General features: G+C 45.7%; 6 protein-coding genes and 1 pseudogene. 1 reads left to right on the forward strand and 6 read right to left on the reverse strand.

Annotation, left to right across the window (positions count from 1 at the left end; all coding sequences use genetic code 11):
• From RMO35_RS25285 to RMO35_RS10555, 5 genes and pseudogenes are all read right to left on the reverse strand, one after another.
• Positions 1-283: prolyl oligopeptidase family serine peptidase (locus tag RMO35_RS25285; RefSeq protein ID WP_396135647.1), on the reverse strand; the 283-nt coding region annotated here is incomplete at its 3' end.
• Between the two features lie 132 nt (positions 284-415).
• Positions 416-1,558: pseudogene (locus tag RMO35_RS10540) on the reverse strand (oligopeptidase B); the annotation flags it as partial.
• 91 nt (positions 1,559-1,649) lie between these two features.
• On the reverse strand, positions 1,650-1,778 hold the full coding sequence (locus RMO35_RS10545) for a hypothetical protein (protein ID WP_309741025.1): 129 nt from the start codon (positions 1,776-1,778) through the stop codon (positions 1,650-1,652).
• A gap of 1,133 nt (positions 1,779-2,911) precedes the next feature.
• Positions 2,912-3,250, reverse strand: a complete 339-nt coding sequence (locus RMO35_RS10550) for a hypothetical protein (protein WP_309741027.1) — start codon at positions 3,248-3,250, stop codon at positions 2,912-2,914.
• Between the two features lie 4 nt (positions 3,251-3,254).
• On the reverse strand, positions 3,255-3,713 hold the full coding sequence (locus RMO35_RS10555) for a hypothetical protein (protein ID WP_309741029.1): 459 nt from the start codon (positions 3,711-3,713) through the stop codon (positions 3,255-3,257).
• Positions 3,714-3,903: 190 nt separating this feature from the next.
• Here RMO35_RS10555 and RMO35_RS10560 point away from each other — a divergent pair, with 190 nt between their 5' ends.
• Positions 3,904-4,719: an NmrA/HSCARG family protein gene (locus tag RMO35_RS10560; RefSeq protein WP_309741031.1), complete on the forward strand. Its 816-nt coding sequence runs from the start codon at positions 3,904-3,906 to the stop codon at positions 4,717-4,719.
• A 330-nt stretch (positions 4,720-5,049) separates the two neighbouring features.
• On the opposite strand, the gene rpiA is transcribed toward RMO35_RS10560, so the two are convergent.
• A complete protein-coding gene (gene rpiA, locus RMO35_RS10565; protein ID WP_396134893.1) occupies positions 5,050-5,766 on the reverse strand; it encodes a ribose-5-phosphate isomerase RpiA in 717 nt (238 codons plus the stop codon).
• Positions 5,767-6,015: the final 249 nt, after the last annotated feature.

Here is a 6,015-nt window from a genome sequence, read left to right on the forward strand (position 1 = left end):
TATACTTTTCGGCAATCAGGTGTTCGGCACAAGCCACAAAATCCAGAAAGGTGTTCTTTTTCTGCAAGAACTTACCCGACTCATACCAATGTCGCCCCAACTCCGAACCCCCGCGAATATGGGCGATCGCATACACAAAGCCGCGATCGAGTAAACTGAGTCGATTGGTAGAAAAGCCTGGATCTAGACTGGCACCGTAGGAACCATAGCCATAGAGATAGAGCGGCTGCGTACCATCGCGCTTAGAGTCTTGACGATAAACGATCGAGATCGGCACTTCCACCCCATCATGAGAACGGGCAAAAATGCGCTCTGAATGGTACTGGCTCGGATCGTAGCCGCCTGGAATCTCATTTTGCTTGAGAATCGTCTTCGATTGCGAACGAAAGTCGTACTCAAATACAGTCATCGGTAAGACTAGCGAGGTATAGCCAAAGCGAAATTTCTGGGTATCGTATTCCGGATTAGCCGCCCCAAATACTAGATAAGTAGGATCGTCGAACTCCAGATAATGTGACGCTTGACTCTGGAGATCGATCGCCCGTAGTTGCCCTAAACCTTGATAGCGTTCGCTAATAATCAAGTAATCTTTAAACTCATCGATTCCTTCAATTAATCGATCGGGATCGTGGGCAATATATTCTTCCCAATACTGTTGCTGTGGTTGCGCTACCAGCGTCCGCATGATGCGGAAGTTCTGGGCGCTGTCATTGGTGAGAATGTAAAAATAGCCGTCATGATGGCTAACGCTGTATTCATGCCCCTTCTGGCGGGGTGTGACGAGCGAAAACTTACCGTGCGGATTGTCGGCTGAGACAAAATATTGTTCGCTGGTAATCTTACCGCCAGTTGTCAGGAAAATATATCGATCGTCGCGGGATTTGCCACAACCGACAAAAAACTGCGAATCCTGTTCTTCATAGATTAACTCGTCTCGGTCAATCGACTCGCCCAATGTATGCCGATACAGCCGATAAGGGCGCAAGTTATCATCTAAAACGGTGTAATAAAAAGTCCGATTATCATTCACCCACTCCAGCGAATAGTAAGTATTCGCGATCGATTCTGGCAATAACTCACCCGTTACCAGATTTTTGATCCGCAACGTATATGTCTCCGAGCCATCGGTATCTTCGGCATAGGCTAGAAGTTGATGGTTGGGGCTGATGCTAAATGTGCCGAGCTGAAAATAAGGTTTCCCTTCAGCCAGTTGATTTTCATCCAAGATGATTTCTTCAGGACTATTGAGATCGCCGATTTTGCGACAATGAATGCTGTATTGCTGCCCCGCCGCCACTCTGGAGTAATAGTAATAACTATCTTTTTTGACTGGTACGCTGAGATCGTCTTCCTTGACTCGCGCTTTTAGCTCTTGGAATAAGCTCTCCCGCAGTTCGGCGCGTGGCTGTAATACTTGCTCTGTGTAATCGTTCTCGGCTTTGAGATATTCCATCACCTGCGGATTATCTCGATCGCGCAGCCAGAAATAGTCATCGACGATCGGATCTCCATGAATCTCAATCTGGTGAGCTAGCTTGGCGGCGTGGGGCGGTTGCATAAGCGAGAGACAGATAAACAGCAGATCTATATTATCGATCGATTTAACGGCGAAGTAAATTCTCCCCTACTCGATCGTTCCTTTTTGATACCTAGTAACGATCGATCGGTAAAAAGCCTGACTCGATTGAGATGTTGTCATATTTGGGTACTTTAAGTGGAAAGAATATATCCGTCTCGATCGCCAGAGGTTCGGTATAACTCAATGAAGTTGTTATCAAACAATAGATAATTTAGCGGTATTATGATATCCAACACTTTTACGATTCAAACAAAAGACTCTATTTCAGTAGCCCGCCAAAAATTGACAGGTGAAACTGAAACTTCAACTAATGAACGAACAAACCTTGTGTTTTATGCTTCTCTTCGAGGACGAGTAACCGAGAATGGTTTCAAGCTGTCTCGCGTATATGGCGGAGGCTCGCCCATAACAACTATCAGTGGGAGATTTAGAGAAGTACCTGAAGGAACTGACATTCATGTAATAATGAATCCTGTTCCCATGATTATTTTCCTTGTACCGTTTTATACTTTTTTCTTATATGATGTTATCTTAAAACAGACATCTACAATAACGACACAATTGAATTTCTTTCAATTAAATTTCACGAGTATTTTTTATTTGCTTTTCAGTGTGATAGGTCTTTTACTGCCTCTAGTAGTGCCGATACTAATGTCGATCTTGGGATGGAGGTCTGAGTTAAAGTTTTATCAGACAAGATTGACTAGAATTTTTTTGGAGACGGTCTAATTTTGATAGCCACCCCACAAGCAAATCCTGACGGAGAAATGATTTCAGATTTTTCTGGAATCGCTATTCATGCACTCGTTGGCATAGCCTACGGTCGGTAATCTCAATCGCTGAGATCGATCGCTAATCGATCGGATTAGAATTTCCTGAAACCTAGACGGAGATCGATATCCACCCAGAAACTAAGTCATAAGTTATAATTCAAATAATCTGATTCAACCTTTGAACCCATGACCTTTACGATCGCTTTGTCCGAAGCAGTGAAGGATTACATCGTTCGCGTAGCGTCTCCTTTTTGGAGAATCGGCAGATTTCCAGTGGTACATATAGTACTCCTGACGAGTTTCTAACGGTGTCGTTGGCGTAGCCTACCGGAGGTAATCGAACAAGAACAGGAACGTCAAGCTAAATTGAAGGTTAATGCCCTCCTGAAATCTACACTTGGGAAAGATCGGACAGTCGAAGCTACAGACGAATGGTGGCAACAGCAACGGCAACAATTAATCGATAGCCTTCCACCTCGATCGTGAATCTTCGCATTTTAATTCACGAAGATGCTACCCTCGATCCTCACGAACATTGTAATTATCTGGCTCAAAATAATCAGAATAGTGCTTTTTTTACCCTCTCAATCGCACCTCTCCAGCTCCAGTTCTTGCCAACAAAGAGCGAATTATCGAACCAAAAATTCGCCACCCCACTAAACTCAAACTCCCAATTCGAGTAGCCAATAATAGAGGAGATTGCACCACTAGCAATAGCAGCATCATAATCTAGTGGACTCCGAACCAAAGCACCAGGCGCATTAAATAACTGTTGCCGCTGCTTGGTTTTCCCTAACCTCTGAGCAAAATTTCTCACTAGCTGCACCGCTCTCTCGTCATGGGATAAATCTCTGAGTGCGACTTCTAGCTCGGCTAAATCCATCGGTAAATCTGACACTCGCTTACCCTAATGGACGATTTAGCAATTCTGGTGCGAGGATGACTTCATCATCTGACTCAGCCGAAATATCTTCAGGTGCTAAGGGCGGAAAACTAGATCTCGTTGGTAAAACAGTGGATATACTCCCTAACATCGACACCGTTTCTACTAATAAGGCTAAAGTGTCTGCATCTTCGGGATGATTTTTGACTACTCGCACGGCTCTCATCACCACGCTCAAACCTTGCTGGAGCCGCTCCACATCAGTAGCCAATCCGACAAGTTGTTGGAAATCATTTTCATTGAGAATCCGGTACTGTCCCGTTTTAGTCTGGAGCGTCCCTACTGTTCCACTAGTAATGGTGGCGAGAGTGTTGGCACCCGATGTCCGAAACTGCTCGAAGGAATTCCAGGATGTCCCTGGAGTCAAGGAAATCGTTGGAATCGTGCTAAAGGGAAGACTTCGCGATTGAGCTAACATAGCGATTTACCATAGGTGGATGATTTCAATCTTACCTAACTACCAACGTTTTTACAACGAAAAATTAAATCGATTTAACCAATGTTGCCCTTCCGTCCTGAAAGACTGAAACCTTTGAGCCTGTCGATCGATCGGAAACGTTAGCCCGATCCGTTTTGGGTTAATTAGATTGCATCTTTCTCATTAGCAAATCCAGGCAGTTGCTAAAAAGCTCCTGCAAGCAGGTTGGCAAGTTCGTGCGGTGACACGAGATCCTCGCTCGGCGAAAGCTCAAGCCCTTTCAGAACTGGGTGCAGACATTGTTGCGGCTAACTTTGATGATTTTACCTCAGTTGTCAAAGCTCTCGAAAATGCCTATGGTGTCTACAGCGTTCAACCTGCCCTGACGACACCAGGAGATATAGGACAGGCGCGGTGGGGGATTGCTGTTGCCGAGGCAGCTTGGACAGCGCAGGTACAGCATTTTGTCTATGCTTCCGCTGTTGTCGATCGCGCCAAAGGTATCCTTGGATTGGGTTCAAAACGAGCCGTTGAAGAACGCATTGCGGAGTTATCACTTCCGGCAACTATCTTGCGTCCTGTTTTCTTTATGGAAAACTTAACCACCTACTTCCCCGTGCGCTTGGAGACTGATGAGTTGACTCTATCAATTCCTTTTCCCGTAGATCGAAAACTTCAGATGGTCGCGATCGATACTATTGCGGAGGTTGCCGCTGAAGCGTTTGCAAATCCTCAAAGTTTTCTTGGGCAGGCGATTGACATTGTTGGGGATGCCATGACGTTGAATGAAATGGCTGCATCATGGAGTGAGATTGCGGGGCGCAAATGCAATGCAGTATCCATTCCTCTCGATATACTTGCACAGTTTTGGTCGCAAGGAGTACCCTTATTCCGCTTCATTGGTGAGGGGGGCTGTGACGTAGATGTTGCCGCCATGCCCAAGGGGGTAGCAAGGTTATCCTTCATTCAATGGTTGCAACGTACTGGGATTGTTGCCGCAGGCTAACGTCTTTACTCGCTCGCATATCGCCTACATGAGTTTTGATGGCTGGCTTTAACTAGTGCCCTATTTGCGATGCAGGAGCAATCGATCGAGTCATAATTCTAGACATCATTACTCGATCGATGAGTGAAGATTCTCCAGCAAATCCTGACGAGCAATGATTTCAGCTCGACCTTCACGAACATTGTAATTATCTGGCTCAAAATAACCAGAATGATGGGATCTCCAAAAACAGGAACGATCGATCGATCGTTCCTGTTATTAATTTCAACTAATTTAACCTAAGTTCGCGATCTCCCTAGAGCATCGATAACTCTGGCTTCGTCTCTATTTCTACATTTCTTTAATAATGACTTTATCGCCTTGAACTTCACCGACCAAAATCACATCTGCCACACCGACAAATAAACCGTTTTCGAGTACGCCGGGAATATTATTGAGCGTTTTTTCTAACTCTGCCGGATTATCGATCGAGTCAAACTTCACATCGACTACTAGATTACCCTGATCCGTCACGACTGGGCCAGCTTTTTTGACACCCATCCGGAGCTGCGGTTTACCGCCTAATTTTTCGATCGCCCGCATGACGGGAGTGACAGCCATCGGGATGACTTCGACAGGGACGAGGAAAGTGCTGCCCAATTTATCGACTAGTTTGGTATTATCGACGACGACGATAAACTGCTCGGCGAGGGCATCGACCACTTTTTCTTGCGTATGCGCCGCACCACCGCCTTTAATCAGATTTTTGTGAGGATCGACCTCATCTGCACCATCGATCGCGATATCGATCCGATCGGCTTCATCTAGCGTCGTTAAGGGGATACCATACTGTTTAGCCAGCACTGTTGCCTGAAATGAGGTAGGAACCCCTCTGACATTGGTAATTTCGCCTGCTGCTAACCGTTTGCCGATAAACTCGATCGCGTACGCTGTCGTCGAACCTGTCCCCAATCCCACGATCGAATTAGACTGCACCCGCGCCGCAGCAGCCTTCCCAACTTCCTGCTTCATCAAATCTTGTGGTGTCATAATCTTGCTGATGTTCATCAAATGTCTTCCGATCCACTTTATCAGTAAAACCCCTTCCCACTCCCATCTCCAATCTCCCATCTCCCATCTTCACAACAAAACCCCCAGCCCAAAGACCAGAGGTTCCGTTTTCAAATATTTAGGTCAGCCGCAACGCCGTTTTACCTCAGTTTATGACCTGGTTAAAACCAGGTGGGTACCGGAAGTTCGTGCTTATAGTTTCTGAATACAAAAGTTCAGTCTACTGCCGCTAGAACAACATTAGTT

It is taken from the genome of Chamaesiphon sp. OTE_20_metabat_361, assembly GCF_031364565.1.

Excerpts from the sequence above, each read along its gene's own strand:
- rpiA (WP_396134893.1), bottom strand. The coding sequence starts at position 5,766 with ATGAACATCAGCAAGATTATGACACCACAAGATTTGATGAAGCAGGAA.
- RMO35_RS10555 (WP_309741029.1), bottom strand. The coding sequence starts at position 3,713 with ATGTTAGCTCAATCGCGAAGTCTTCCCTTTAGCACGATTCCAACGATT.